At 63.3% G+C, this 25,464-nt stretch carries 28 protein-coding genes; 14 read left to right on the plus strand and 14 right to left on the minus strand.

The features are described from left to right. Positions 1 to 84: 84 nt before the first annotated feature. Positions 85 to 651, plus strand: coding sequence for a nitroreductase family protein (locus tag BMY68_RS00335; RefSeq protein ID WP_062823275.1), 567 nt, complete (start codon positions 85 to 87; stop codon positions 649 to 651). A gap of 12 nt (positions 652 to 663) precedes the next feature. On the opposite strand, the gene BMY68_RS00340 is transcribed toward BMY68_RS00335, so the two are convergent. From BMY68_RS00340 to BMY68_RS00365, 6 genes are all read right to left on the minus strand, one after another. Next, positions 664 to 2,004, minus strand: a complete 1,341-nt coding sequence (locus tag BMY68_RS00340) for a sensor histidine kinase (protein WP_085530128.1) — start codon at positions 2,002 to 2,004, stop codon at positions 664 to 666. Between the two features lie 69 nt (positions 2,005 to 2,073). Then, positions 2,074 to 2,511 carry a Spy/CpxP family protein refolding chaperone gene (locus tag BMY68_RS00345; protein WP_085530129.1) on the minus strand — a complete coding sequence of 146 codons (438 nt, stop codon included), beginning with the start codon at positions 2,509 to 2,511 and terminating at the stop codon, positions 2,074 to 2,076. A gap of 250 nt (positions 2,512 to 2,761) precedes the next feature. Beyond that, positions 2,762 to 3,439: a response regulator transcription factor gene (locus tag BMY68_RS00350; RefSeq protein ID WP_038581213.1), complete on the minus strand. Its 678-nt coding sequence runs from the start codon at positions 3,437 to 3,439 to the stop codon at positions 2,762 to 2,764. 7 nt (positions 3,440 to 3,446) lie between these two features. Further along, positions 3,447 to 3,857 (minus strand): SH3 domain-containing protein, encoded by a 411-nt coding sequence (locus BMY68_RS00355; protein WP_085530130.1) that lies wholly within the window; start codon positions 3,855 to 3,857, stop codon positions 3,447 to 3,449. Positions 3,858 to 3,967: 110 nt separating this feature from the next. After that, a complete protein-coding gene (locus BMY68_RS00360; protein ID WP_007930077.1) occupies positions 3,968 to 4,267 on the minus strand; it encodes a YciI family protein in 300 nt (99 codons plus the stop codon). Position 4,268: 1 nt separating this feature from the next. Then, positions 4,269 to 4,865 (minus strand): septation protein A, encoded by a 597-nt coding sequence (locus tag BMY68_RS00365; RefSeq protein WP_009042692.1) that lies wholly within the window; start codon positions 4,863 to 4,865, stop codon positions 4,269 to 4,271. Between the two features lie 87 nt (positions 4,866 to 4,952). Between BMY68_RS00365 and BMY68_RS00370 the strand changes: the two genes are divergently transcribed. The 5 genes from BMY68_RS00370 (at position 4,953) to rluB (ending at position 9,791) form a co-directional block, all read left to right on the plus strand. Then, positions 4,953 to 5,816 (plus strand): PHP domain-containing protein, encoded by an 864-nt coding sequence (locus tag BMY68_RS00370; protein ID WP_085530131.1) that lies wholly within the window; start codon positions 4,953 to 4,955, stop codon positions 5,814 to 5,816. Between the two features lie 13 nt (positions 5,817 to 5,829). Then, the gene (locus tag BMY68_RS00375; RefSeq protein ID WP_009042694.1) at positions 5,830 to 6,459 is read left to right on the plus strand and encodes an L-threonylcarbamoyladenylate synthase; all 630 of its coding nucleotides are present in this window, start codon (positions 5,830 to 5,832) and stop codon (positions 6,457 to 6,459) included. A 120-nt stretch (positions 6,460 to 6,579) separates the two neighbouring features. Further along, positions 6,580 to 7,278, plus strand: coding sequence for a segregation and condensation protein A (locus BMY68_RS00380; RefSeq protein WP_172962981.1), 699 nt, complete (start codon positions 6,580 to 6,582; stop codon positions 7,276 to 7,278). Positions 7,279 to 7,290: 12 nt separating this feature from the next. Next, positions 7,291 to 8,373, plus strand: a complete 1,083-nt coding sequence (scpB, locus tag BMY68_RS00385) for an SMC-Scp complex subunit ScpB (RefSeq protein ID WP_085530132.1) — start codon at positions 7,291 to 7,293, stop codon at positions 8,371 to 8,373. A gap of 203 nt (positions 8,374 to 8,576) precedes the next feature. Beyond that, entirely contained in the window at positions 8,577 to 9,791 is a 1,215-nt protein-coding gene (rluB, locus tag BMY68_RS00390) for a 23S rRNA pseudouridine(2605) synthase RluB (protein ID WP_085530133.1), read from the plus strand. A gap of 225 nt (positions 9,792 to 10,016) precedes the next feature. Here the strand turns inward: rluB and BMY68_RS00395 are convergent, their stop codons facing one another. After that, the gene (locus BMY68_RS00395; RefSeq protein ID WP_062823270.1) at positions 10,017 to 10,976 is read right to left on the minus strand and encodes a CgnE/CgnB domain-containing protein; all 960 of its coding nucleotides are present in this window, start codon (positions 10,974 to 10,976) and stop codon (positions 10,017 to 10,019) included. Positions 10,977 to 11,046: 70 nt separating this feature from the next. Further along, positions 11,047 to 11,184 carry a hypothetical protein gene (locus BMY68_RS29780; RefSeq protein WP_007930088.1) on the minus strand — a complete coding sequence of 46 codons (138 nt, stop codon included), beginning with the start codon at positions 11,182 to 11,184 and terminating at the stop codon, positions 11,047 to 11,049. A gap of 1,058 nt (positions 11,185 to 12,242) precedes the next feature. Between BMY68_RS29780 and BMY68_RS00400 the strand changes: the two genes are divergently transcribed. Continuing rightward, complete coding sequence (locus BMY68_RS00400) at positions 12,243 to 13,664, plus strand: amino acid permease (protein WP_085530134.1); 1,422 nt, start codon at positions 12,243 to 12,245, stop codon at positions 13,662 to 13,664. 104 nt (positions 13,665 to 13,768) lie between these two features. Next, the gene (gene arfB, locus BMY68_RS00405; protein WP_085530502.1) at positions 13,769 to 14,182 is read left to right on the plus strand and encodes an alternative ribosome rescue aminoacyl-tRNA hydrolase ArfB; all 414 of its coding nucleotides are present in this window, start codon (positions 13,769 to 13,771) and stop codon (positions 14,180 to 14,182) included. Here arfB and BMY68_RS00410 read toward each other — a convergent pair. The 6 genes from BMY68_RS00410 to phhA all read right to left on the minus strand — a co-directional run bounded on the left by BMY68_RS00410 (position 14,179) and on the right by phhA (position 18,522). Further along, a complete protein-coding gene (locus tag BMY68_RS00410; RefSeq protein WP_085530135.1) occupies positions 14,179 to 15,378 on the minus strand; it encodes an MFS transporter in 1,200 nt (399 codons plus the stop codon). The genes arfB and BMY68_RS00410 overlap by 4 nt on opposite strands. A gap of 113 nt (positions 15,379 to 15,491) precedes the next feature. Further along, positions 15,492 to 15,674: a hypothetical protein gene (locus tag BMY68_RS00415; RefSeq protein WP_053277930.1), complete on the minus strand. Its 183-nt coding sequence runs from the start codon at positions 15,672 to 15,674 to the stop codon at positions 15,492 to 15,494. Positions 15,675 to 15,755: 81 nt separating this feature from the next. After that, entirely contained in the window at positions 15,756 to 15,887 is a 132-nt protein-coding gene (locus BMY68_RS30240) for a hypothetical protein (RefSeq protein ID WP_007930094.1), read from the minus strand. A 224-nt stretch (positions 15,888 to 16,111) separates the two neighbouring features. Then, positions 16,112 to 17,305, minus strand: coding sequence for an amino acid aminotransferase (locus BMY68_RS00420; protein WP_085530136.1), 1,194 nt, complete (start codon positions 17,303 to 17,305; stop codon positions 16,112 to 16,114). After that, positions 17,305 to 17,661, minus strand: a complete 357-nt coding sequence (locus BMY68_RS00425; RefSeq protein WP_009042703.1) for a 4a-hydroxytetrahydrobiopterin dehydratase — start codon at positions 17,659 to 17,661, stop codon at positions 17,305 to 17,307. The genes BMY68_RS00420 and BMY68_RS00425 overlap by 1 nt, the downstream gene beginning before the upstream one ends. A 69-nt stretch (positions 17,662 to 17,730) precedes the next feature. Continuing rightward, a complete protein-coding gene (gene phhA / locus BMY68_RS00430; RefSeq protein WP_085530137.1) occupies positions 17,731 to 18,522 on the minus strand; it encodes a phenylalanine 4-monooxygenase in 792 nt (263 codons plus the stop codon). 305 nt (positions 18,523 to 18,827) lie between these two features. On the opposite strand from phhA, the gene BMY68_RS00435 reads away from it, so the two are divergent. From BMY68_RS00435 to flgJ, 6 genes are all read left to right on the plus strand, one after another. Then, positions 18,828 to 20,393: a sigma-54-dependent phenylalanine hydroxylase transcriptional regulator PhhR gene (locus BMY68_RS00435; RefSeq protein WP_009042705.1), complete on the plus strand. Its 1,566-nt coding sequence runs from the start codon at positions 18,828 to 18,830 to the stop codon at positions 20,391 to 20,393. 353 nt (positions 20,394 to 20,746) lie between these two features. Further along, positions 20,747 to 21,487, plus strand: coding sequence for a flagellar basal body rod protein FlgF (locus tag BMY68_RS00440; RefSeq protein WP_009042706.1), 741 nt, complete (start codon positions 20,747 to 20,749; stop codon positions 21,485 to 21,487). A gap of 45 nt (positions 21,488 to 21,532) precedes the next feature. Further along, positions 21,533 to 22,318: a flagellar basal-body rod protein FlgG gene (gene flgG / locus BMY68_RS00445; RefSeq protein ID WP_009042707.1), complete on the plus strand. Its 786-nt coding sequence runs from the start codon at positions 21,533 to 21,535 to the stop codon at positions 22,316 to 22,318. Between the two features lie 51 nt (positions 22,319 to 22,369). Further along, complete coding sequence (flgH, locus tag BMY68_RS00450; protein WP_007922701.1) at positions 22,370 to 23,065, plus strand: flagellar basal body L-ring protein FlgH; 696 nt, start codon at positions 22,370 to 22,372, stop codon at positions 23,063 to 23,065. 27 nt (positions 23,066 to 23,092) lie between these two features. After that, positions 23,093 to 24,181 carry a flagellar basal body P-ring protein FlgI gene (locus tag BMY68_RS00455; protein WP_080748366.1) on the plus strand — a complete coding sequence of 363 codons (1,089 nt, stop codon included), beginning with the start codon at positions 23,093 to 23,095 and terminating at the stop codon, positions 24,179 to 24,181. Positions 24,182 to 24,191: 10 nt separating this feature from the next. After that, a complete protein-coding gene (gene flgJ / locus BMY68_RS00460; protein ID WP_085530138.1) occupies positions 24,192 to 25,454 on the plus strand; it encodes a flagellar assembly peptidoglycan hydrolase FlgJ in 1,263 nt (420 codons plus the stop codon). Positions 25,455 to 25,464 lie beyond the last annotated feature (10 nt).

The raw sequence follows: 25,464 nt of genomic DNA on the forward strand, positions 1-25,464 counted from the left end.
TACCTGCGGCGCAGAGCATGTAAACCGGCACCCGGAAGGCACTTCCCGGTAGAATGGCCGGACATTTTTTTCAGGAGGTGGCCGATGGAGGCTCTCGACGCATTGCTCAACCGTGTTTCCGTACCGCGTCTGGTGGACCCGGCGCCGACGGCGGCGCAACGCGAAGCGCTGTTCGCGGCGGCATTGCGCGCCCCGGATCATGGCCAGTTGCGGCCGTGGCGCTTTCTGACGGTGGAAGGTACGGCCCGCGAGCAGTTGGGCGAGTTGCTGGTGGAAGCGGTGCAATTGCAGGGGGGCGAAGTGACCCAGGCGGCCCTGGACAAGGCCCGTGCCATGCCGCTGCGCGCGCCGTTGGTGGTGGTTGTGGTGGCTCGCCTGCAGGAGCACGTCAAGGTGCCGAAGTCGGAGCAACGGCTGGCGGCCGGCTGTGCCGCCCACGGCATCCTGCTGGCGGCCTATGCCCAGGGTATCGGTGCAGTGTGGCGTACCGGCGAGCTGTCCTATTCACCCCATGTCGCCCAGGGCTTTGGCCTGGGCGAAGGTGAAGAAATCATCGCCTTCCTGTACCTGGGCACGCCGCTGAACGAGCCACGGGTCGCGCCCAAGGTGGATACGGCGGAGTTCGTCAGCGCCTGGTCGGGCAAGGCCTGATCCTGAGGCTGCTCAGGCCTGGGCAGTAACGCCTGGCACCAACGGCAACTCCAGGCTGGCGATAAAGCCACCCTGCGGATGATTGTCCAGGGTCAGGCTGCCGCCATGGCGTTCCGCGGCGCGCCGGGCGATGGCCAGGCCCAGCCCGTGACCCGGCGCGGCCTGGCCCGGGGCGCGGTAGAAGGGTTCCCCCAGCTGGCGCAAATGTTCGGCCTCCACGCCGGGGCCGTGATCGCGGACGCTGAGTACGATCCTGTCCCCCTGACGCAATGCCTGCACTTCGATCGGCTGTCCGGCCGGGTTGAAGCGCTGGGCATTGCGCAGCAGATTGTCCACCGCCCGCTCGATCATGGTCGGCCAGCCCCTGAGGCTGAGTTGCGATTCGGCCTGGATGTTCACCGGCTGTTCCGGGCAGGCCAGTTGGGCATCCTTCTGCAGGTTATCGAGCAGGGCGTTGAGGTCCACCTCTTCGGCGCTGGCGTTGTCGGCATCGACCCGGGCCAGCACCAGGATCTCGCTGATCAGCGCTTCCAGGCGATCGCACTCGCGGGTCAGGCGCGGCCACAGGCGCTCGCGCTCCTCGGCCGTGGCGCGCTCGGCCAGCGCCAGGGCGATGCGCAGGCGCGCCAGCGGCGAGCGCAGTTCGTGGGAGACATCGCGCAGCAGCTGGCGCTGGCTGCCGATCAGGCTTTGCAGGCGCGAGCCCATGCGGTTGAAGTCCTTGGCCAGCACGCCGAACTCGTCGCGGCGGGCGGCCAGGCGGGCCAGGCTGTTCTGTTGGTAGGTGGCTTGTCCCAGGTCATGCACCGCACCGCGTAAACGGCTGAGGGGGCGGGTGATGGACAGGGTCACCAGCAGGCTGAACAGGGTCAGCACCACCAGCGCGATGGTCAGGGCACTCAGCGGCCACAGCAGGCTGTCGCGGTGCCAGGCGTCCAGTTCCGGGTGGGGGATGCGGTAGATCAGCAGGTAGGTTTCGCCGGTTTTCGGGCTGGTGTATTCGGCGGTCAGGCGCCGCCAGGGCAGGCGCCGGTCATCGTTGTTCTGGCGGGCCTCCAAGGCGGCCGCGCGGCGCGGGAAGGTGCCGCGGACCACCGGGTCGCCGGCGTCGTTCAGCACTTGCACGTTGACGTGATACTGGTGCTTGCGCTGCTCCAGGATATCCTGGGCGGCGTCTTCGCCTTGTTCTTCGTAGGTGCGCGTCCACTCTTCGGCCAGGGTATTGAGGCCCGGATGGCGACTGAGGATCCAGGCATCCTGGTTCAGCATGTGGCCAAGCAGAATCGACAGCCCTGCAACCAGGGTGATGGCCAGCCAGAAGCTGGCGAGGATGCGCCAGAACAATGAACGCACGGAAAGTCCTCAAATAAGGAAAGCCCAGTGGGGGCCACTGGGCTGGGCTGTGGGATAAGCGCTAAAGCATTATTGCGCTTTTTGCGGCTGCTGCGCTTTCCAGGCCTTGAATTCGGCCCATTCGGCGCGGCGCTCGGCGTGTTTCTTCTGGATGGCGTCAAACTCTTTCTGTTGTTCCGGCTTGAGCAGGGCGCGGATATCGGCTTCGGTTTTCTGGCGCTTGGCGGCGATCTCGTCCTTCATGGCTTTCTGGTCGGCCGGCGACAGTTTTTCCAGGTACTTCTGCACCAGCTGCTTGCGCTCGTGCATCTGCTCACCCATCAGCTTGCGGATCTGTTGGCGCTGTTCGTGGCTCAGGTCCAGCTGGCTGTAAGGGCCTTTGCCGCGCATGTGTTCGCTGTGGCGCGGGCCATCCATCGGCCCCGTGGGACCTGCGCCTTCCGGCATGGCCATGGCCACGGTCGGCAGGGCGGCGGCGAACATCAGAGCGATTAGGGTCTTGCGCATGGTGTATCTCCTTGTCTCATTCCCGGTCAGTTCCGGATGTGTGCAGATTACGCAGAGCAAGGTCAGCGGCGGTCAGCGAAGGGTAAAGCTTGGGTAAAGACGTTTTTTGGCGAAACTGACATAACGCCTGTAGCCGCTGCCGAGCCTGCGAGGCTGCGAACGAGCGGTACGCTCGCAGGGATCTTGCGAATGCAGGAGGGTCTGGCCCTATCGCAGCCTGTGGCAGCGGCTACAAGGATCAGGGATCTGTTCAGAGGCTGTAGTAGTAGCCACGGCTGCGCAGGGCGACGATGCGTGGGCGGCCGTCGGGGTGCGGGCCGATCTTCTTGCGCAGGTTGCTGACGTGCATGTCCAGGCTGCGGTCGTACAGGGTCAGCTTGCGGCCCAGGGCGATCTGCGCCAGTTCCTGCTTGTCCAGCGGTTCGCCCGGTTGCTTGAGCAAGGCTTCCAGCAGGCGGCTTTCGGAAACGGTGAGGGTGATGTCCTGTTCGTCGATGCTGACCACGCCGCGCACCGGGCTGAAACACAGGTCGCCCAGCTCCATCTGGCTGGACACCGCGGTCGGGTGGCTGCGGCGTAGCACAGCGCGCAGGCGGGCGGTCAGTTCACGCGGATCGCAGGGTTTGGCCAGGTAGTCGTCGGCGCCCAGCTCCAGGCCGAGGATGCGGTCCAGGGGCTCGCCGCGGGCCGAGAGCATCAGCACCGGCAAGTCCGGGTGGTCGTTGCGCAGTTGCTTGAGCAGTTCCAGGCCACTGCCGTCGGGCAGCATCACGTCCAGCACCACCGCCGCCGGGGCGTGATCGGCCAGGGCGCGACGGGCGCTCAGGCCATCGTGGCAGGCCCGTACCTGAAAACCTTCCTGGCCCAGCCAGCTGGTCAGGAGCTCGCAGAGTTCCTGGTCATCGTCAATCAGTAACAGGTCGCTCATGAATCACTCAATTTAGCCATTGTCGACGCTTTCTATGTCCACCACTGGCGAAGATACCGCAGAGCAGGGCCAATAGCGCTACCCCGGCGCCGGTGACGAACCACTGTTGCTGATCGGTCAGCAGGCGTGGCACGGAACTGGCCTGGGCCTCGCGCAGTTGCAGCTTGAGGCGTTGGTTCTCCTGGCGCAGGCGGCTCAGCTGGGCGCTTTCACGCTCGCTGTCGGCGCTCCGCAATTGCCGGGTCAACTCTTCACGCTGGCGCTCGCTGTCTTTGAGGCGCTGCTGCAATTCGCTGATCTGGCTGCCGGCACTCAGGGACAAAGACGTGGAATGCCCCGGGTCCGTGGTTTCTTCGGCGGAGGCGCTCGCCCCGATCGTTAACATGACCAACAACAGGCACAACAGACCTTGGCGCATCGCAACTCCTGATTCCAATCGAGTGTTGGGCAGGTTGTCGGCAGTCAAACGAGAATAATGAGCGATTGAGAGCGCGATGAACCCATAAGGTTCACCGCGCAGGAGAGGATTTACGGCAGGACTTGCTTGAACGGCTTGACCACGACGCTGGCATAGACACCGGCGGCGACGTAAGGGTCGGCGTCGGCCCAGGCCTGGGCGGCGCTCAGCGAGTCGAATTCGGCGACGATCAGGCTGCCGGTGAAACCCGCGGCGCCAGGATCATTGCTGTCGACGGCAGGGTGTGGCCCGGCCAGTACCACGCGACCTTCGGCCTTGAGCTGCTGCAACCGCTCCAGATGCGCCGGGCGCGCGGCCAGGCGGTTTTCCAGGGAGTTGGCGACGTCTGTAGCAATGATTGCGTAAAGCATGTCAGTCCTCGGTTTTCGACGTGGTGGGTTCGGTGTCGTGAAGATGGCGCGACAGGTAGATGCCCTGGCCGACCAGGAACAGCACGGTCATGCCCAGGCTGCCGAAGACCTTGAAGTCGACCCAGATGCTCTGGAAGGTGAAGGCGACGAACAGGTTGGCGGCGCCGCAGAACAGGAAGAAGGCGATCCAGGCGATGTTCAGGCGGGTCCAGACCGGATCCGGCAGGGTCAGCGCGTGGCCCATGATGCGCTTGATCAGCAGGCGGTCGCCGATGAAGTGGCTGCCGATAAAGGCCAGGGCGAACAGCCAGTTGACCACCGGCGCCTTCCACTTGAGGAAGGTCTCGCTATGGAAGGCCAGGGTCAGGCTACCGAACACCAGGCAGGCGACCAGGGTCAGCCACTGGCTTTTCTCCAGCTTGCGCTGGGAGATGAACAGCGCGCCGTAGACCACCAGGGAGCTGATGATCAACACCGCCGTGGCGCTGTAGATACCGCCTACGGTCAGTTGTTGACCGGCAATGTCGACGACTCGGGGATCGATTTTGTAGACGATGAAAAACAGGAACAGCGGGATGAAGTCGATGAATTGTTTCACAGTGGCAGCCAGAAGCAGGATGTGGCGGCATAATAACAAACATCCATGGTAGCGAAAGCGCCAGCTGACTTGAGGTTGAACAGTCCCGTGAATGTTGATTTGCACTGCCACAGCACGGCCTCCGATGGCGCCCTGGCGCCCGCGGCTCTGGTTGCGCGTGCGTTCGAGAAAGGCGTGCGAGTCCTGGCCCTGACCGATCATGACACCCTGGAAGGCCTCGACGAGGCGCGCCTCGCAGCGCAGGAGCTGGGCATGCAACTGGTCAATGGCGTCGAATTGTCCTGCACCTGGGGTGGGGCGACCATTCATGTGCTGGGCTACGGCTTCGACGTCAATGCGCCGTCATTGGTCGAAGCCATCGGCAAATTGCACGACGGTCGCTGGCTGCGGTCCGAAGAAATAAGCCGCAAGCTGGCGCTCAAAGGCATGCCGGGCGCCCTCGAAGGGGCCCGGGCGATCCAGCAGGAACTGGGCGACAGCGGCAATGCGCCGGCCCGGCCGCACTTCGCCGATTACCTGGTGCGCGCCGGTTTCGTGAAGGACCGCGCCGAGGCTTTTCGCAAGTGGCTGGGGGCCGGCAAGCTGGGCGATGTCAAGCAGCACTGGCCGACCCTCGAGGAAACCGTCGAGACGCTGCGCGCGGCGGGGGCCTGGGTCAGCCTGGCGCATCCCTGGCATTACGATTTCACCCGCAGCAAGCGTCGCCGCCTGATTGCCGACTATATTCAAGCAGGTGGCCACGCGATCGAAGTGGTCAACGGCCATCAACCCGCCGAGCAGGTGGGCAGCCTGGCCATCCTTGCTCGGGAGTTCGGTCTGCTGGTGAGCGCCGGCAGTGATTTTCATGGTCCTGGAGGCTGGTCCGAGATAGGCGAGTATCGCCCGGTTCCGGAGGATCTGCCGCCGCTTTGGTGTCGGTTCAAACATGACCCAATTATTGCCGCCGTCTGAACAGGTAGAGAATGTGAGTCAATTTTTCCAGATTCATCCGGAAAACCCGCAACCGCGCCTGATCAAACAGGCCGTCGAAATCATCCGCTCAGGGGGCGTGGTGATTTACCCGACCGACTCGTCCTACGCCATTGGCTGCCAGATCGGCGACAAGAGCGCGGTCGAGCGCGTGCGGCGCCTGCGGCAACTGGATGACAAACACAACTTCGCGCTGATTTGCAGCGACCTGTCGCAGCTGGGCCTGTTCGCCAAGATCGATACCGGCACCTTTCGCCTGCTCAAGGCGCATCTGCCTGGGCCTTACACCTTCATCCTCAACGCCACCCGCGAAGTGCCACGGCTGTTGCTGCACCCGAAGAAACGCACCATCGGCCTGCGGGTGCCAAGCCATCCGATTGCCCTGGCGCTGCTGGCCGAACTCGGCGAGCCGCTGATGAGTGTCAGCCTGATCATGCCCGGCGAAACCGAGCCGATGAACGACCCTTATGAAATGCGCCAACTGCTCGAGCATCAGGTCGACCTGATCATCGATGGCGGTTTTGGCGGCATCATGGCCTCCACCGTGATCAACCTGGCCGATGGCGAGCCGGAAGTGATCCGTATCGGCTGCGGCGACCCGGCTCCCTTCATGGTCGAGGCCTGAATGTCCGCAGTGGAACACGTCGACGACCAGGCCGGAGCGCAGCAGGAACTGCCCTTTGCGATGGTCTACGGCCAGGCGGTTATGGAAATGCCGCAGGACCTGTACATCCCGCCGGACGCCCTGGAAGTCTTTCTCGAAGCCTTCGAAGGTCCGCTCGACCTGCTGCTATATCTGATCCGCAAACAGAACATCGACATCCTCGACATCCCGGTGGCGGAAATCACCCGCCAGTACATGGGCTATGTCGAGTTGATGCAGTCGGTGCGCCTGGAGCTGGCCGCGGAATACCTGGTGATGGCGGCCATGCTGGCCGAGATCAAGTCGCGCATGCTGTTGCCGCGCTCGGCCGAGGTGGAAGAGGAAGAGGAAGACCCGCGCGCCGAACTGATCCGCCGCCTGCAGGAGTACGAGCGCTTCAAGGCCGCCGCCGAAGGCATCGACGGCCTGAGCCGGGTCGGTCGCGACGTCATAGTGCCCAAGCTCGACGCCCCGGAAGCCCGGGCGCGCAAGCTGCTGCCGGATGTCGCCCTGGAAGAGGTGCTGATGTCCATGGCTGAGGTGCTGCGCCGTGGCGACATGTTCGAAAGCCATCAGGTCAGCCGCGAGGCGCTGTCCACCCGCGAGCGCATGAGCGAGGTGCTGGAGCGGCTCAAGGGCGGTGGTTTTGTGCCCTTTGTCGAGCTGTTCACCGCAGAAGAGGGGCGCCTGGGGGTGGTGGTGACCTTCATGGCGATCCTCGAACTGGTCAAGGAATCCCTGGTCGAGCTGGTACAGAATGAGCCCTTCACGGCTATCCATGTGCGGGCGCGAGCCGAATAACGAGCTGAAACAATGAATCTGAATGAACCCCGCGAGCTGGCGCCACTGCTTGAAGCCTTTCTGTTGGCCTCGGGAAAACCCCAATCCATGGAGCGCCTGTTCGAGCTCTTCGAGGAAGGCGAGCGTCCGGACCCCGCGGTCTTCAAGAAGGCCCTGACCATTCTGGGCAAATCCTGCGAAGGTCGGGCCTTTGAACTCAAGGAAGTGGCCTCCGGTTATCGCCTGCAGGTGCGGGAAAAGTTCGCGCCCTGGGTCGGCCGGCTGTGGGAAGAACGGCCCCAGCGCTACTCCCGGGCGATGCTGGAGACCCTGGCGCTGATCGCCTACCGCCAGCCGATCACCCGGGGCGAGATCGAGGATGTGCGGGGCGTGGCGGTCAATAGCCAGATCGTCAAGACCTTGCTGGAGCGCGAGTGGATTCGGGTGGTCGGCTACCGTGACGTGCCGGGCAAGCCGGCGATGTTCGCCACCACCAAGGCGTTTCTCGATCACTTCAACCTGAAGAACCTCGACGACCTGCCGCCGTTGGCTGAGCTGCGCGAGATCGAGACCGAGCCGGTCCTCGACTTCGACGACGTGCCGGTGCCCGCCAGCCTGCAAGCCCTGGCCGACGCCAGCGCCGAACCGGAAGAACCGAAGGAAGAGACCAGTTTCCACACCTTGCTGCTGGAGCTGGACTCGATGGAGGAGGGGATCAAGACCGACTTCGACGATCTGCATCGCGATGGCGCGGTCGAGCCGTCCGGGGACGATGTGATTGCCGGCGCCGAGGTGGATGCCGAGATCAGCGCCGAAGCGCAAACTCGTATCGAAGCCGAAGCCGAAGCCGAAGCCGAAGCCGAAGCCGAAGCCGAAGTGCAAATCGAGCACGAAGCCGAACACGAGGCCGAACTCGAAGCGGATGCACGCGACGAGCGGGAGCGGGAGCAGGAAGTCGATGACGATGTGCTCGGCGTCGCCGAAGCCCGCCCCAAGCTGCTGGCCGCCGTCGCAGCGCTGGAACCGCCGGCTCCGGAACTGAGCGACGAAGAGGCCGAAGCCCTGGCGCTGGCCGAAGCCATCGAGAACGAAAGACGCCTGCTCGAAGACGATTGAGACGCCTCGGTCGCCCAGGTGCCTGCGCTGCCACCGGCCAGCGGAAAAACCGCTGAGCCGCCACTTATCGGCTAGTCTCTGATGCGCAATCGGCGCCATGAGCGTATGATTCGCGACCCTTTGGCGATCCCTTCGCCACAAGACCTGTTTTTACTACCGTTCAGGCCGCTCAAGCCTGAATCGACACACCGGGAGGTGCCCAGATGAGTGAAGATCAGCAAGACCAACAGGAAATCGGCCCAGCAGGCGAAAAACTGCAGAAAGTCCTCGCCCGCATCGGCGTCGGCTCGCGCCGTGACGTGGAATCCTGGATCAGCCAGGGCCGGATCAAGGTCAATGGCAAAGAGGCCACCCTTGGCCTGCGCGTCGACCTGCATGACGCCATCTCCATCGATGGCAAGGTGATCAAGCGCGAAGAAGCGTCCGAATCGGTCCGCCGCGTGATCATGTACAACAAACCCGACGGCGAAATCTGCACCCGCGACGACCCGGAAGGCCGTCCGACCGTGTTCGACAAGCTGCCGCGTCCGCGAGAAGGCCGCTGGATCAATATCGGTCGCCTCGACATCAACACCACCGGCCTGCTGATGTTCACCACCGACGGTGAGCTGGCCAACCGCCTGATGCACCCGTCCTATGAAATGGACCGTGAGTACGCGGTACGTGTGCGTGGCGAAGTCGACGACGAGATGATCGAGCGCCTGAAAGCTGGCGTGATGCTCGAAGACGGCCCGGCCAAGTTCACCGACATCCAGCAGGCGCCCGGTGGTGAAGGTTTCAACCATTGGTACCACTGCGTGGTGATGGAAGGCCGCAACCGCGAAGTACGTCGCCTGTGGGAATCCCAGGGCCTGGTGGTCAGCCGCCTGAAACGCGTGCGTTTCGGTCCGGTGTTCCTCAACTCCGACTTGCCGATGGGCCGCTGGCGCGAAATGAGCCAGTACGAAGTGGACGTCCTCAGCGCCGAGGTTGGCTTGACGCCGGTGGCGATGCCGCAGCTCAACGCCAAGAGCAAGGACAAGCTGGAACGCATGCAGCGCAAATCCTCGCGCCCGGTGGGCAAGAGCGAGCGCGTGCGGACCCTGCGTCCGGCCCATGGCGCGCCTGCCTCCGGTGCCCCGCGCCCATCGCGCGAGCCGCAGATCGAAGGCGAGCGTCCGGGCCGCAAGCCCGCGCCACGCCAGGATGGCGAGCGCGCTCCACGGGCGCCGCGTCCGGCTGCCGGTCGGGGTGAGTCGGGCCGCGGTACGCCAGTGGCGGATCGTCCGAGCGACACCAAGCGCCCGGCCAAGCCAGCGCCGAAGTCCAAGCGTCCGGGCATTGTCCTGGTTGACAAGGACGCACCGTCGGGCAAGCGTCGTGGCGCTCCGGCCGGTTCCGGCCAGCGCCCGGGTTTCGGTCGCCGCAAGCCTGAGTGAGGCAGCCTGAGCCGCAAGCTGTAAGCAACAAGAAAAAACGCCAACCTCAGGGTTGGCGTTTTTTTTGCCTTTATGTAGCCGCTGGCGAAGCCTGCGATCGGGCTGGGCGGCATTCCGACGTAGCGGCCGTAAAAGCCGTCAACAGAGGTCTGGCGGGCTATTCGCGTTCCGGCATCCTTGCGACTGCTACGCAGCCGATCGCAGGCTGCGCCAGCGGCTACAGGCTCAGAACACAAACCTGCCATCGAACACCGGCTGGTCGTCCAGCGCCAGCACCCCGCTGGCAAAGATCAGGTCCAGGTGATGGCTGCCCTTGGCCCCGCCGCCCAGCCCCAGGTGCAGGCCGCAATGGCGCTCCTCGAAACCCGAGTTGCGCGCGTAGAGGTCTTTCACCCCTTCGTTGGTGCCGATGCCCAGCTCTTCGATGCGCCGGTTGGACGGGTTGGCATCCAGGTATTTGTTGAAGTCGTCCGCCAGCCCCGGCACGTCGGTGGCGATGCGGCTGATGGTGGAGTTCTCGATCCACAGTTCCAGCGGCGATTGCAGCACGCCGTACTTGCGCGCGAAGGGGATGGTGCCGAGGAAGGTGCCGACGAATTTCACCCGGCCATTGATGGCCTCGCTGTGGCTGGCGATTTCTCCGGGCGCCAGGTCGTAGTTGCCCACGCCGTTGATGTTGGTCCACTTCTTGATGCTGTCCAGCGGCGCTTCGAAGTACGAGCCGTGGTCGTCGCGAAAGCTCAGGGTGGTGGCCTCGGACATGTGGCGGATCAGGGTCGCGTTGAGCTCGGCGATGCGCTGCGGCTCGACGCTGAAGGTGTCGTAGAAGTAGTCGCCGTAGTCCTTGAACAGCAGCGACTTCTTCCAGTTCTCGGCCATCACGCCCTGCAGCGCCTGGATAAACTCCGGGCCTTGCGGGCGGGGCGGCGAGAGGGTGGAGGAGTCGTAGAAGAAGATATACAGGTCGCAGTCGGCGATGGCTTGGGCCAGAGCCGAGGTGGGTTCGAGGTCGAGACGCAGGGCTGTGAAACTGAAGGGTTCACCGGCCTGCTCGATGATGGCGGCGCTGGTGGCGGCATATTCGGCGGTGTGGCCGATCAGGACCCTGGCGCTCTGGCGCTCGGCCAGGGCCGGGTGGTGTTCGAGGTAGTAAAGGAAATGCCGGATGGCAGCGGTGTTGTCCATGGATCCTCCCTGACAGACAGCGGATGGAGGCAGGGGCGACCGCCGGGCCGCTCCTGCCTGAAGGCCCTTTTTACAAAGGCCACATCGCCGTGCCGAACGGTACTACCGCATCGGCCTGCATCATTTCCACCGCGGCCTCGTGGGTCGCTGCTTCAAACCAATCGTCCAGTTGCAGTTCAGTGTCCAAGTCTTTTTCCAGTGCTTGCATCGTGAATCTCCTAGATGACTTTTTTCGGATAAAAGCAGTTTCGGATAAAAGCAGTCGATGAGACGGCTCGGGCGTTCTACGGGGAGTATTTGAAAGCCCCAACTGTTCAACGTGGCCGCTCGGCTTGCCGGGGGTGTGGTCCGGCAAGTGGCTGGAAACCTAGTCCAGGGTTTTTTGAATTGCAAAAAAATAATTGAAATATTTTTATTAAACTTTTTGTTCTGTTTTTGTGTTGAAAAATTATCAAGAAAAAACAAAAAGCTGAGCGAGCAGACAGATAAAAAAGCGCTGGCCGTCAATTTGCAGTCGCCGATGTCACTGATCTGAGGTGGAAAAAATACGTTCCGCCTTGTAAAGAAATACTTACGAAAAGTCCGCTATCGATTCATCGAATCGACCCTTGTTCGGCGCTGTAAGAAAAACCTTCCGTTGTTGCCTCGATACGGCCCGCCGCCGGGCGCCAAGCCGCTTGTTCCGCGGCCTCAAGGCAGGTGTGATGCAGCCCATGCCTGTGTGCAGGTGCATAACAAGAAGGAGGCGCAATGAACGCCGTGGCTCACCTCAACCTATTCCCTCCGAAGGGCGATTGCTGTCGTACCTTCGCCGACGACCCCGACGGGTCTGTCCCGAACCTTGCCGCCGATGCCGAGCATCGAGCAGGCCCCGTGCGATTCCGGCACCCGACGCGCTGATAAGCCGCGTCTGGCGGCAGGGAGTCAGGGGTGTACAATGCGCGGCGTTTTAACTGTGACTCAACTGCGTATCCGCGCATTTTGCGCCCCAACGACTGGTTTCGACGCGTGACGAGCCCTGGCTCGAATGCTCGAGACACGCTCCCAAGGCCAATAATCTCAAGGCTATCCGCCTTGTTCACTCCGCCACGTCACAAGCGTGGTGGGTTCGATTTCGTCACAGATAAAAACAAACAGGTGACGCATGACCGTTAAACAAACGCTGAACTCCTGGTGCCTGCGCTGGGGTTTGATCCGCGCTGCTTAAGCCTGCTGTCGGCTGCAACGTCTATCGAACATCATCAAACCTTGCGTGAGACCCTTTTCATGAGTGGACAAAACTCGCATTCAGGCGAGCTGAAGCGCGGCCTGAAAAATCGCCATATTCAACTGATCGCCCTGGGCGGCGCGATCGGTACCGGATTGTTCCTGGGCTCCGCCGGCGTGCTCAAGTCGGCCGGTCCGTCGATGATCCTCGGCTACGCCATCTGCGGCTTCATCGCTTTCATGATCATGCGCCAGCTCGGCGAGATGATCGTCGAAGAGCCGGTGGCCGGTTCCTTCAGCCATTTCGCGCACAAGTACTGGGGTGGTTTCGCCGGTTTCCTGTCGGGCTGGAACTGCTGGATTCTGTACATCCTGGTGGGTATGTCGGAACTGACCGCGGTCGGCAAGTACGTGCACTACTGGTGGCCGGACGTGCCGACCTGGGCCTCGGCCGCGGCGTTCTTCGTGCTGATCAACCTGATCAACCTGGCCAACGTCAAAGTCTTCGGTGAAGCCGAGTTCTGGTTCGCGATCATCAAGGTGGTGGCCATCGTCGGCATGATCGCCCTGGGCAGCTACCTGCTGGTCAGCGGTCACGGCGGCCCGCAGGCTTCGGTGAGCAACCTGTGGGAGCACGGCGGGTTCTTCCCCAATGGCGTCAGTGGCCTGGTGATGGCCATGGCGATCATCATGTTCTCCTTCGGCGGCCTGGAGATGCTCGGGTTTACCGCGGCCGAGGCCGACAAGCCGAAGACCGTGATTCCCAAGGCCATCAACCAGGTGATCTACCGCATCCTGATTTTCTACATCGGTGCCCTGGTCGTGCTGTTGTCCCTGACTCCATGGAACAGCCTGCTGGAGACCCTGAATGCCTCCGGCGATGCCTACAGCGGTAGCCCGTTCGTCCAGGTGTTCTCGATGCTGGGCAGCGATACCGCGGCGCATATCCTCAACTTCGTGGTCCTGACCGCGGCCTTGTCGGTGTACAACAGCGGCACCTACTGCAACAGCCGCATGCTGCTGGGCATGGCCGAGCAGGGCGACGCGCCGAAAGTCCTGGCGAAGATCGACAAGCGCGGCGTGCCGGTGATGTCGATCCTGGCCTCGGCGGTGGTGACCTTCGTTGCCGTGGTGCTCAACTACCTGATCCCGCAGCACGCCCTGGAGCTGCTGATGTCGCTGGTGGTCGCGACCCTGGTGATCAACTGGGCGATGATCAGCTACTCGCACTTCAAGTTCCGCCAGCACATGAACCGCACGAAACAATCGCCGCTGTTCAAGGCGCTGTGGTACCCCTACGGCAACTACGTCTGCCTGGCGTTCGTGGTGTTCATCCTCGGCATCATGCTGATGATTCCGGGCATCCAGATCTCGGTGTACGCGATTCCGGTGTGGGTCGCCTTCATGTGGGTCTGCTACGGCATCAAGAACAAGCGCAGCGCGCAGCACAGCCTGCAGGCGGCCAACGCTGCGCTGAAGTGAGGCTCGCGCGGTAACGGAAAACCCGGCTTCGGCCGGGTTTTTTGTGGGCGCTGCAAATCCGCAGGCGCGGTATCCTGAACGCCCTGAAAGCGGATGTCTTTTCCATGCTGGTGATTTCCAACAACGTGCATCTGCCGGATGCCGAGATCGAGTTGACCGCCATTCGCGCGCAAGGCGCGGGTGGGCAGAACGTCAACAAGGTTTCCAGCGCGGTGCACCTGCGCTTTGACATTCCGGCCTCGTCGCTGCCGCCGTTCTACAAGGAGCGGCTGCTGGCGCTGCGCGACAGTCGCATCACCAGCGACGGGGTGATCGTCATCAAGGCCCAGCAATACCGCACCCAGGAACAGAACCGCGCCGATGCCCTGGAGCGTCTGGTGGAGCTGATCCTCGACGCCATCAAGGTGGAGAAGAAGCGCCGGCCGACCAAGCCGACCCTGGGCTCGAAGACCCGGCGCCTGGAGTCCAAGAGCAAGCGCGGCAACATCAAGGCCGGCCGCGGCAAGGTCGACTACTAACGCTCGCCGCGCTCCTCGCGATACTTCGGCGCCTGGCGGTACAGGTAGAGGCTCAGCAGCAAACCGCTGCAGGCGGCGAGGGCGGCGAACAGGAAGATCGAGGCAAAACCGAAACCGGCGGCGATCGCCCCGGCCAGCGGTCCGGTGATTCCCAGCGACAGGTCGATGAACAGCGAATAGGCACCCACCGCCGCGCCACGGCTGGAGGCGGGAACCAGGTTGACCGCCTCCACCCCCAGCGCCGGGAACACCAGGGAGAAGCCGAAACCGCTCAACGCCGCGCCGGCCAGGGCCCAATGGGCATCCGGCGCCAGCCACAACAGCAACAGGCCCAGGGTTTCCACCGACAGGCAGGCGATTGCCACGCGAAAGCCGCCGAGGCGGTTGATCAGGTTGCCGAACAACAGGCGCGCGCCGATGAAGCTGGCGCCGAACAGGCTCAGGCACAGCACCGCGTTGGACCAGTTCTGGGTGGCGTAATACAGGGTGATAAAGGTGGCGATGGTGCCAAAGCCGATCGAGCCCAGGGCCAGGCCGCAGCCGTGGGGGAATACCCGGCCCAGGACATGGAGGAACGGCAGGCGCTCGCCGGCGACGATCGGCGCCGCCAGTTTCGGCCAGGCCAGCGCCAGGCCGAGGAGCGCCAGCAGAATGATGCTCACGCCCATGCTCCACAGCCCCAGGCGATCCACCAGCAGCACCCCCAGCGGCGCGCCAACGGCCAGCGCGCCATAGCTGGCGATGCCGTTCCAGGAAATCACCTTGGCGGTGTTCTGCGCGCCGACGCGGCCGATGCCCCAGCCGATGGAGCCCGAGCCCACCAGGCTCTCGGCGCTGCCCAGCACCAGGCGCCCGACCAGCAGGCTGGCCAGGCTCAGCACCGGCAGGCTGTGCAGCCATGCCGACAGCAGCATGAACACACCGCTCAGACCGCAGCCGGCCAGGCCGTACATCACTGCGCGCTTGCTGCCCAGGTTGTCGATGATCTTCCCGGCATAGGGGCGGCTGAGCAGGGTGGCCAGGTATTGCACGCTGATCACCAGCCCGGCGATCACCGCGCCGAAGCCCAGCTCGCTGTGCACGTAGCCCGGCAGCACGGCCAGGGGGATGCCGATGTTCAGGTAGCCGATAAAGGTGAAAAGGACAATGGAGACGACTTGCAGCGTGACCGCCAAGGGGCGCTGGGTATCTGGCATGGGAAAGGTCCACGGGCGCGGCAGAGATAGATAGGCTGCTTATGATACCGAGGCTTGAAACGATTCTGGTGGAGAAATCGATGTTCTGGCGCAAGTTTTTGCGCGTCGCGAGGTCAGGCTTGGGCTGGGGCCAGCAATTGCGTGGTGACCAGGGCGGCCAGGGCGTTTTCCTGGGTACCGAAGCGCGCCAGCAGGGCGGCCTGTTTTTCCGGCGTCAGGCGGTTCCAGATCTCGATCATCTTTTCGGCGGTGCCGATCAAAACGCTGGCTTGGGTTTCGCTGAAGGCGTCGGTCATGGAGGCGGTTCTCGAAAGCGGGTTTCAGGCGGTGTGGAAAGCGCATCAAAGAGCGCTTTCCACACGGTCTGGGTGTTGCGGTCAGTCTTCGCTGTCGGCCTTGTGACCGGGTGCGGCTTCTTTCGGCTCGGGCTGTTGGGCGCCGGCTTGTTGCGGGGTTGTCTGCTCAGTTTCGTGCAGGCTTGGGAAGGGGAGATTAGGAATCTCGTGCATGTTCGTTGCTCCTCGCAAGGTCTGTTTTTTAAATCGCTGGGTAGATCCGCGCTTTTAAAAAGCCTGGGCAGGATACAGCACTGGAAATGACAAAAAGATTTTTATCTGGGGTTTTGGGATGAAAGGTGTTTCATCGGGCGGGGGATCGTTGAAGAGCATCGCGAGCAAGCTCGCTCCTACAAAAGCACCTGCCTGTAGGAGCGAGCTTGCTCGCGATCAGGGTGTCACTTGCAGACTGCGGCGATGGCCTCGGCCAGCAAATCCAGGCGGGTGGCGTCGATGCCAGCGACGTTGGCCCGGCCGGAACTGACCATGTACACGCTGTGCTGATCGCGCAGTTTGCCGACCTGTTCCGGCGTCAGGCCGGTGTAGGAGAACATCCCGCGTTGCACACCGATATGGGCGAAGCGCTCGGCCAGGCCGAAGGGTTGCAGCGCCTCCACCAGGCCTGAACGCAACTGCGCGATGCGCAGGCGCATGGCTTCCACTTCGTCCGCCCAGAGGCTTTTCAGCTCCGGGTCGCCGAGGATGGTGGCGACTACAGCGGCGCCGTGATCCGGTGGGGTGGACCACAGGTTGCGGGCGATATGGGCCAGCTGGCTGCGTACGTCCAGCAGCTTTTCCACGTCCCGGGTGCAGACGATCAGCGCGCCGGTGCGGTCGCGGTACAGGCCGAAGTTCTTCGAGCAGGAACTGGTGATCAGCAGCTCGGGTAGTTCGGCCGCGAACAGCCGTACCGCCCAGGCATCCTGCTCGAGGCCGTCGCCGAAGCCTTGGTAGGCGAAGTCGATCAGAGGCAGCAGGTTGCGGCTGCGCACCACGTCCAGCACCCGATGCCAGTCGTCATGGCTCAGGTCGAAACCGGTGGGGTTGTGGCAGCAAGCGTGCAACAGCACCACGTCGCCCTTGGGCACCTGGTTCAGGGTCGCCAGCATGGCCTCGACGTCGAGGCGGTTGTCGCTGCCGACGTAAGGGTAGTGGCTGACCTGGATGCCGGCGGCGGCAAAGATGGTTTCGTGGATCGGCCAGGTCGGGTTGCTCAACCACACGCCACGGCCCGGCAGGCAGTGGGCGATGAAGTCGGCGCTCAGGCGCAGCGCGCCGGTGCCGCCCGGGGTCTGGGTGGCGCCGGCGCGGCGTTCGGAGATCAGCTGCGAATCGGCGCCCAGCACCAGTTCATTGATCACCTTGCCAAAGGCCGCGTCGCCGTGGCCGCCGATGTAGATCTTGGTGGTCTGCCGGTCGACCAGGCGCTGCTCGGCCAGCTTGACCGACCGGGGGATCGGCGTCAGGCCCTGGGAATCCTTGTAGACACCGACGCCGAGGTCGAACTTGCGTGGGTTGCTGTCCGACGCATAGGCCTCCATCAGGCCAAGAATCGGGTCGCCGGGTACTCGGCCTATGGCGTCGAAATGCATTACTTGCGTCCTTCTGCGGTCTTGGCCACTTCGTCGGTGCGGGCGGCCATGATGAAGTCGTTGCGGTGCAGGCCCTTGATGGAGTGGCTCCACCAGGTCACGGTGACCTTGCCCCATTCGGTGAGCAGGCCAGGATGATGACCTTCTGCCTCGGAAATTTCACCTATTGCGTTGGTAAAGGCCAGGGCGAACTTGAAGTTTTTGAACAGGAAGACTTTTTCCAGTTGCATGACGCCATCGCGTACTTCGATGTTCCAGTCGGGGATCTGCTTGATCAGTACCGGCAGTTCTTCGTCGCTGACTTGTGGAGCATCGGCGCGGCAGGCTTCGCAATGGGCTTGGTTGAGAGCGGTCATGGTGGGTTCCTGAAGTCGGTTCTTGTTGGAAATTACGGGTTTTATGAGCGCCGCGCGAGGGCAGGGTGCTCAGGCCGCCTTGGGTTTGGGCGGAAACTTGGGTGCGTGCAGGCCCATCTGCATGCCCTGGTGCACCAGGGCCATGATGTCTTCATGGGCCAGGTCGAACAGGCGCTTGAGGTTGGGCAGCACAAAGTAGATAGGTTGCAGGATATCGATGCGGTACGGGGTGCGCATCGCTTCCAGCGGGTCGAAGGCCTGGTGCTCGGGCACGTCCGACAGGCAGTAGACGGTTTCCTTCGGCGAGGAGAGGATGCCGCCGCCGTAGATGCGCTGGCCTTGCGGGGTGTCCAGCAGGCCGAATTCGATGGTCATCCAGTACAGGCGCGCCAGGTACACCCGTTCTTCCTTGGTGGCCTGCAGGCCGAGCTTGCCGTAGGTGTGGGTGAATTCGGCGAACCAGGGGTTGGTCAGCAGCGGGCAGTGGCCAAAGATCTCGTGGAAGATGTCCGGCTCTTGCAGGTAGTCCAGTTCTTCGCGGGTACGAATAAAGGTCGCGACCGGAAACTGTTTGCTGGCGAGCAATTCGAAGAAGGTCTGGAAGGGGATCAGCGCCGGCACCCGGGCTACCTGCCAGCCGGTGGTTGCGTCCAGCACCTTGTTGATTTCGCCCAGCTGCGGGATGCGGTCGTGGGGCAGGCCGAGTTTCTCGATGCCGTCCAGGTATTCCTGGCACGCGCGACCCTCGATCACTTTCAGCTGACGGGTGATCAGGGTGTTCCACACCGCGTGTTCTTCATCGGGGTAGTGGATAAAACCTTGCGCGTCGGGCTCGCGGGCCACGTACTGCGTCTGCTTCATGCTGCTCTCCTGTCAGGGGCTGCTTCTTGTTATCAGTTGACGCTAGAGATAACCCAAGGTTGCAGCCCATGCAGCAGGTTGACGTGAACGTAATGGGCGGATCTGGGCTGATTTCGTAAAGTTTTCGTTACGAAAACATCGCGGGGCCGCTAATACTGAGAATAGTCGATTTGAAAAGGCCGACGACTGTCACATAATCTTGACGATTATCTGCGTCACACCGCAGAAAGTTCCTGTCGGACGGTGGCAAAAACGCCGCTTTCTGGCATTCACGCCCTCCATTACCTGCCTCGGGCCTTCCTTCTATGCGTATCAAAGTCCACTGCCAGAATCGCATCGGCATCCTGCGCGACATTCTCAACCTGCTGGTGGAGTACGGCATCAACGTGGCCCGGGGCGAGGTGGGCGGCGAGCATGGTAATGCCATCTACCTGCATTGCCCGAACCTGATCAATCTGCAGTTCCAGGCATTGCGGCCGAAGTTCGAATCGATCGCCGGGGTGTTCGGGGTCAAGCGGGTCGGGCTGATGCCCAGCGAGCGGCGGCACATGGAGCTCAATGCGCTGCTTGGGGCGCTGGAATTCCCGGTGTTGTCCATCGACATGGGCGGCTCCATCGTCGCCGCCAACCGCGCGGCGGCGCAGCTGTTGGGCGTGCGGGTGGACGAGGTGCCGGGGATTCCACTGTCGCGCTATGCCGAGGATTTCGACCTGCCGGAACTGGTGCGGGCCAACAAGTCGCGGATCAACGGCCTGCGGGTCAAGGTCAAGGGTGACGTGTTTCTGGCGGACATCGCGCCGCTGCAATCGGAGCACGACGACAGCGAGGCCATGGCCGGCGCGGTGCTGACGCTGCACCGCGCGGACCGGGTCGGCGAGCGCATCTACAACGTGCGCAAGCAGGAACTGCGCGGCTTCGACAGCATCTTCCAGAGTTCGAAAGTCATGGCCGCGGTGGTCCGCGAAGCGCGGCGCATGGCACCGCTGGACGCGCCGCTGCTGATCGAGGGCGAGACCGGCACCGGCAAGGAACTGCTGGCGCGCGCCTGCCACCTGGCCAGCCCGCGCGGGCAATCGCCGTTGATGGCGCTCAACTGCGCCGGCCTGCCGGAATCCATGGCCGAGACCGAGCTGTTCGGCTACGGGCCGGGGGCCTTCGAAGGCGCGCGGGCCGAAGGCAAGCTCGGGCTGCTGGAGCTGACCGCCGGCGGCACGCTGTTTCTCGACGGGGTGGGCGAGATGAGCCCGCGCTTGCAGGTCAAGCTCCTGCGTTTTCTGCAGGACGGCTGCTTCCGTCGGGTCGGCAGCGACGAAGAGGTGTACCTGGACGTGCGGGTGATCTGTGCGACCCAGGTCGACCTGTCCGAGCTGTGCGCCCGCGGCGAGTTCCGCCAGGACCTGTATCACCGGCTCAACGTCCTGTCGTTGCATATCCCGCCGCTGCGCGAATGCCTCGACGGCCTGACACCGCTGGTGGAGCACTTCCTCGACCAGGCCAGCCGACAGATCGGCTGCGCCTTGCCCAGGCTGGCGCCGGCGGCCATGGAGCGCCTCAGTCACTACCACTGGCCGGGCAACGTGCGGCAGCTGGAAAACGTGCTGTTCCAGGCGGTGTCCCTGTGCGACGGCGGCACGGTCAAGGCCGAGCACATTCGCCTGCCGGACTATGGCGTGCGCCAACCCCTTGGTGACTTCTCCCTGGAAGGCGGGCTCGACGACATCGTCGGGCGCTTCGAAAAGGCGGTGCTCGAACGCTTGTATTCCGAGCACCCCAGCAGCCGTCAGCTCGGCAAGCGCCTGGGCGTGTCGCACACCACTATCGCCAACAAACTGCGCGAATACGAAGTCGGCAAGAACGCCGACGAAAGCTGAATCCTGTAGCCGCTGCCGCAGGCTGCGCAGCAGGCGCCAGATCTTAAGTCTGCGATCGGGTCGAGGTCATGCGTTGCCAGCCTGCGAGTCCTGCGGCCTCGATCGCAGCCTGCGGCAGCGGCTACAGGAGCAGCGGCGAGGCTGGGGAGTGCCCTGGAGGCCGAGGCTTGCCGTAAGCGGCATATCTGCGCCGGTTTTTCGTCTCTGACACAATCCCCCGATTCCCTTCGAAGGTCCTCAAGCTCCCGGATTTCCTGCCTTCGACCGCCCGAAAAACAAGTTGGTGCGCTTATTGCTTATGGCTCAGCAGTACAGCGGTGGACGGCAAACGTCCGACATGCAGAGGAAAGACTGTGGACAAGTACCTTTATGTGGCCATGACCGGTGCCAGCCAGAATGCGCTGGCGCAAAAGGCGCATGCCAACAACCTGGCGAACATCTCCACCAACGGTTTCCAGCGCGACCTGGAGCAGGCGCGTTCGATGCCGGTGTTTGGTGACAGCTTTCCGGCGCGGGCCTTTGCCATGTCCGAACGGCCGGCTACCGATTTCACCCCGGGCTCGCTGGTGGAAACCGGTCGCGACCTCGACGTGGCGGTCAGCGGCAATGGCTGGATCGCCGTGCAGACCCCGGAGGGCGGTGAAAGCTACGTGCGCACCGGCAGCCTGAATATCGACGCCCTGGGCGTGCTGCGCGCCGGCAACGGCATGCCGGTGATCGGCAACGGCGGCCCGATCGCCGTGCCGCCGGAGCAGCAGGTGGAAGTCGGCCAGGACGGCACCATCAGCATCCGCGCCATGGGCGAAGGCCCACGGGTGATGGCCGAGGTCGACCGCATCAAGCTGGTCAACCCGGACCTGAAGAACATGACCAAGGGTCTGGACGGTTCGATCCATACCAAGGACGGCAAGCCGGCAGCGGCTGACGCCAATGTGCAACTGGTCTCGGGATTCCTCGAGTCGAGCAACGTCAATGCGGTCGAGGAGATGACCTCGGTGCTGGCGCTCTCCAAGCAGTTCGAACTGCACATCAAGATGATGAACACCGCCAAAGAAGACGACCAGGCCATGGCTCGGGTCTTGCAGATCAGCTAATTACCAGTACGTCGCGCCGTAAAACAGGCGCACGAGGAGAATCGAATGCTTCCGGCTCTGTGGGTTGCCAAAACAGGTCTGTCCGCCCAGGACACTAACCTGACCACTATTTCCAACAACCTGGCGAACGTTTCGACCACGGGTTTCAAACGTGATCGCGCCGAGTTCCAGGACCTGCTGTATCAGATCAAACGCCAGCCTGGCGCCCAGTCGACCCAGGACAGCGAGCTGCCGTCGGGCCTGCAACTGGGTACCGGTGTGCGCATCGTCGGCACCCAGAAGAACTTCACCGCCGGCAGCCTGCAGACCACCGAGCAGCCGCTGGACATGGCCATCAACGGCCGCGGTTTCTTCCAGGTCCTGCAACCGGACGGCACCACGTCCTATACCCGCGACGGCACCTTCCACCTGGACTCCAACGGCCAGATCGTCACCGCCAACGGCTTCGCGCTGGAGCCGGCGATCGTCGTGCCGAACGATGCCCAGACCTTCACCGTGGGCCAGGACGGCACCGTCTCGATCACCACCGCCGGCAACCCGGCCTCGCAAGTGATCGGCAACCTGCAGACCGCCGACTTCATCAACCCGGCCGGCCTGCAAGCGACGGGCAACAACCTGTTCCTGGAAACCGCCGCGAGTGGCGCGCCGCAAGTCGGTACCCCAGGCCTCAACGGTTTCGGCACCACCCTGCAGAACACCCTGGAGACCTCCAACGTCAGCACCGTTGAGGAGATGGTCAACATGATCACCACCCAGCGCGCCTACGAGATGAACTCCAAGGTGATCTCCACCGCCGACCAGATGCTCTCGTTCGTCACGCAGAATCTGTAATCAAGTCCTGGGGCGGCCCAGCGGCCGCCTGCAACACCATGAGGTAGGGTCATGAATCGCTTTGTATCTGTTCTCGCACTGAGTGGGTTCGTCGTGCTCGGAGGCTGCGTGGCCCCGACGCCGAAGCCCAATGACCCGTATTACGCTCCGGTGTTGCCACGTACTCCGTTGCCGGCTGCGGCCAACAACGGCTCGATCTACCAGGCCGGCTTCGAGCAGAACCTGTACAGCGACCGCAAGGCGTTCCGCGTGGGCGACATCATCACCATCACCCTCAACGAGCGGACCCAGGCGAGCAAGAACGCCAACTCGCAGGTCGACAAGAACAGCAAGACCGGCATCGGCCTGACCTCGTTTTTCGGTGGCGGCCTGAGCACCAATAACCCGGTGGGCGGCGGCGACCTGAGCCTGGACGTCGGTTACAGCGGCGACCGGGCCACCAAGGGCGACAGCAAGTCCGGCCAGAGCAACAGCCTGACCGGTTCGATCACCGTGACGGTGGCCGACGTACTGCCCAACGGCATCATCGCCGTGCGCGGCGAGAAGTGGCTGACCCTCAACACCGGCGACGAGCTGGTGCGGATTGCCGGCCTGGTGCGTGCCGACGATATCGCCACCGACAACACGGTGTCCTCGACCCGCGTCGCCGACGCCCGCATCACCTATTCGGGCACCGGTGCCTTTGCCGATGCGAGCCAGCCGGGCTGGTTCGACCGTTTCTTCCTCAGCCCGCTGTTCCCTTTCTAGGTGGCTACGTTGAATTTCAAACGCCTCATGCTGGCCGCGCTGTTGCTTTCGGCGGCCTGCCACGCTCAAGCCGAACGGCTGAAGGACATCGCCAGCATTTCCGGCGTGCGTTCCAACCAGTTGATCGGCTACGGCCTAGTGGTCGGGCTTAACGGCACCGGCGACCAGACGACCCAGACACCCTTCACCCTGCAGACCTTCAACAACATGCTGTCGCAGTTCGGCATCAAGGTGCCGCCGGGTTCCGGCAACGTGCAGTTGAAGAACGTCGCGGCGGTATCGGTGAGCGCCGATCTGCCGGCGTTCGCCAAGCCGGGGCAGCAGGTGGATATCACCGTGTCCTCCATCGGCAACTCCAAGAGCCTGCGTGGCGGCACCTTGCTGCTGACGCCACTCAAGGGGATCGACGGTAACGTCTACGCCATCGCCCAGGGCAACCTGGTGGTGGGCGGTTTCGACGCCGAGGGCCGTGACGGTTCGAAGATCACGGTCAACGTTCCCTCGGCCGGTCGCATCCCGGGCGGTGCCTCGGTGGAGCGCGCGGTACCGAGCGGTTTCAACCAGGGCAACAGCCTGACCCTGAACCTCAACCGTTCCGACTTCACCACCGCCAAGCGCATCGTCGACAAGATCAACGACATGCTCGGCCCGGGCGTGGCCCAGGCCATCGACGGCGGTTCGATCCGCGTCACCGCGCCGCTCGATCCGAGCCAGCGCGTTGACTATCTGTCGATCCTCGAGAACCTGGAAATCGATCCGGGGCAGGCGGTGGCCAAGGTCATCATCAACTCGCGTACCGGCACCATCGTCATCGGCCAGAACGTCAAGGTGTCGCCAGCCGCCGTGACCCACGGCAGCCTCACCGTGACCATCACCGAAGACCCGATCGTCAGCCAGCCGGGTCCGCTGTCCAACGGCCAGACCGCGGTCGTGCCACGCTCGCGGGTCAACGCTGAGCAGGAAGCCAAGCCGATGTTCAAGTTCGGCCCGGGCACCACCCTCGACGAGATCGTGCGTGCGGTGAATCAGGTCGGCGCGGCACCGGGCGACCTGATGGCGATCCTCGAAGCCTTGAAACAGGCCGGCGCGCTGCAAGCCGACCTGATCGTGATTTGAGGTAGGGGCCATGGATATTCGCAAGAGCGGCCTGGTCAGCAGCGGCGATTCGGGTTCCTACTCGGACCTCAACCGGCTTAACCAGCTCAAGGTCGGCGACAAGAACAGCGACGCCAACATGCGCAAGGTGGCGCAGGAGTTCGAGTCGCTGTTCCTCAACGAAATGCTCAAGTCCATGCGCTCGGCCACCGAAGCGCTGGGCAAGGACAACCCGCTTAACACTCCGGCGGCCAAGCAATACCAGGAAATGTACGACCAGCAACTGGCGGTTTCCATGTCCCGCGAGGGCGGTGGCATCGGCCTGGCCGATGTGCTGATGCGCCAGATGTCGAAGAACAAATCCACTAATCCTGCCGCGGCGGCGACCTTGCCTGGCGCCCAGACCGAAAAGGTCGCGACGCCAACCGCCATCGCTGCCGGCACCACCGCTTTGGGCGGGCCGTTGTCGCGGGTCAATGGCCAGCGTCCGTTGTGGGCGTCTCGTGCGCTGGAACCGCAGCGCGCCGCCGACAGCGGTACCCATAACGATATGGCGCTGCTCAACCAGCGGCGTATTTCCCTGCCGAGCAAGCTGACCGATCGCCTGCTGGCGGGCATCGTGCCGTCGGCCGACAGCGCCGCCGTCAACAGGACGGCCTTGCCGGAACGCACCACGGCCGCTACCGACGCGCTGGTCAAGAACAGCTCGCGCAGCTTTGCCGCGGTGCCCCACGGACGCATGCAGATCTACGGTCGCGCCGTGGCCCAGCCACCGTTGGCGCCGGCGAAGAAAGCCTTCAGCTCGGCGGACGAATTCGTCGCCACCATGCTGCCGATGGCGCAGCAGGCGGCCGACCGCATCGGGGTCGATCCGCGCTACCTGGTGGCCCAGGCCGCGCTGGAAACCGGCTGGGGCAAATCGGTGATGCGCCAGCAGGACGGCAGCAGCAGTCACAACCTGTTCGGTATCAAGGCCGGCAGCAGTTGGAAGGGCGACCAGGCGCGGGCGATCACCAGCGAATTCAGAAATGGCCAGATGGTCAAGGAGACGGCCGAGTTCCGTTCCTATGCCTCGTATCAGGACAGCTTCCATGACCTGGTGACCTTGTTGCAGAGCAACAATCGCTATCAAGAAGTGCTGAAGTCGGCCGATAACCCAGAACAGTTTGTACGCGAGTTGCAAAAGGCCGGGTATGCAACCGACCCGGACTACGCAAGCAAGATTTCGCAGATTGCCAAGCAGATGAAGAGCTACGAGAACTACGCTGCGGCGGGCGCTTCCACGAATTTATAAGGTCTGAATC

The sequence above is a fragment of the Pseudomonas sp. NFACC41-3 genome (genome assembly GCF_900109505.1).
GTDB lineage: Bacteria > Pseudomonadota > Gammaproteobacteria > Pseudomonadales > Pseudomonadaceae > Aquipseudomonas > Aquipseudomonas chlororaphis.